We start from the raw sequence: 1,405 nt of genomic DNA, 5'->3' as shown, positions 1-1,405 counted from the left end.
GACGTAGCGCTTTGTCTTGAGCTGTAAAACCATGCACCTGAATACCAATAGTTAATGGCCCTCGCGTTGTATCTCCGCCCAAGAGGCTCAATTGATAACGCTCCGCCATATACTTGAGCCCCCTTGAAAAGCCTTCAAGCCAATCCGGGTCAGAATCAGGAAGCGTCAAAGACAAGGTAAAGAATGCTGGTGACGCCCCCATTGCAGCCAAATCACTCAATGACGCAGACATTGCTCGGATAGCCAATTGTTGCGGCGGTGCCGACTTGGGAAAGTGCCGCCCCTCAACCATAGTATCAAGTGAGAAGCACAGAGACTTATTCGCAGGAGGGTTAATGACAGCACAATCGTCACCTATACCCTGGTTAACGAGCTGCTTATCGATAGGCCCCACTCCTTCAAAATACCGTTTAATTATTTGGAATTCAGAAGGAGCAGATGGCATCGGATCAACTAAGTTGCTATAACACTAAGAGGGTTTATGACGTGTTTCAGCCGCGCGCAAACGCAAGGCGAGCTTATCAAGAATACTATTCACATACTTGTGGCCATCAGTACCACCGAATGACTTAGCCAGTTCAACAGCCTCATTAATAACCACACGGTAAGGCACATCAATGCGGTGCTTAAATTCAAAGACACCCATACGCAGAACATTCATCTCTACCGGGTCAACATCCACAATTGCGCGATCCAGAAAAGGCTCAATTGCCTGATCCAATTCTGTCACTTCTTTAGGTATACCGCTAAAGACTTCACGAAAGTAAGCCGAGTCGATACGATCAAAGTCATGATCGGTACGAAACTCTGCTTCTACCTGAGCAATACTGGAGCCGGAAATTTGCCACTGATATAGCGCCTGAAGAACCAACTTTCGAGCCTTCTTACGCTGTGCCGTTCCAGTTTTCTTTACAGGCTGACCGCCTGCGGCAGGGTTAGATTCGCTCACTTAAATACCTGACTGTTTAAATAGTTGAACCATCTCTAGAACTGACATCGCAGCTTCTTCACCTTTGTTACCCGCTTTGGTGCCGGCACGTTCAATCGCCTGCTCAATGGTGTCCACCGTCAGAACGCCAAAGGCAACAGGAATACCTGTATCCAATGATACGGCACCCAAACCTTTCACACACTCTCCAGCAACATACTCGAAGTGAGGCGTACCGCCTCTGATCACCGCTCCTAAAGCAACCACTGCGTCATACTTTTTAGTTTCAGCAACACGTTTCACGGCTAAAGGCATTTCAAATGCGCCAGGAATGCGGAATATCTCGATATCACTCTCATCAATACCGTGACGTACCAAAGAATCCACCGCACCTTCTAGCAAGCTTTCTACCACAAAGGAGTTCCATCGTGTCACGATAATCGCAAACTTTGCACCCGTCGTATCTCTAAAATCACC

3 protein-coding genes are annotated in these 1,405 nt (G+C 47.6%); all 3 read right to left on the bottom strand.

All coding sequences use genetic code 11. The annotated features are described in order from the left end of the window. Positions 1 to 445, bottom strand: a 445-nt coding sequence (locus tag A3729_RS16300; RefSeq protein WP_197475882.1) for a thiamine-monophosphate kinase, incomplete at its 3' end; no start/stop codon positions are given. Positions 446 to 469: 24 nt separating this feature from the next. Continuing rightward, positions 470 to 949 (bottom strand): transcription antitermination factor NusB, encoded by a 480-nt coding sequence (gene nusB, locus A3729_RS16295; RefSeq protein WP_068511377.1) that lies wholly within the window; start codon positions 947 to 949, stop codon positions 470 to 472. Next, a partial coding sequence (gene ribE / locus A3729_RS16290; protein ID WP_068634085.1) for a 6,7-dimethyl-8-ribityllumazine synthase occupies positions 950 to 1,405 on the bottom strand: 456 nt, incomplete at its 5' end. It lies immediately after the preceding gene.

This window comes from Oleiphilus sp. HI0043, from assembly GCF_001634935.1.
The sequence above is the reverse complement of the archived record's forward strand: the minus strand, read 5'-3'. Positions and strand labels throughout refer to the sequence as shown.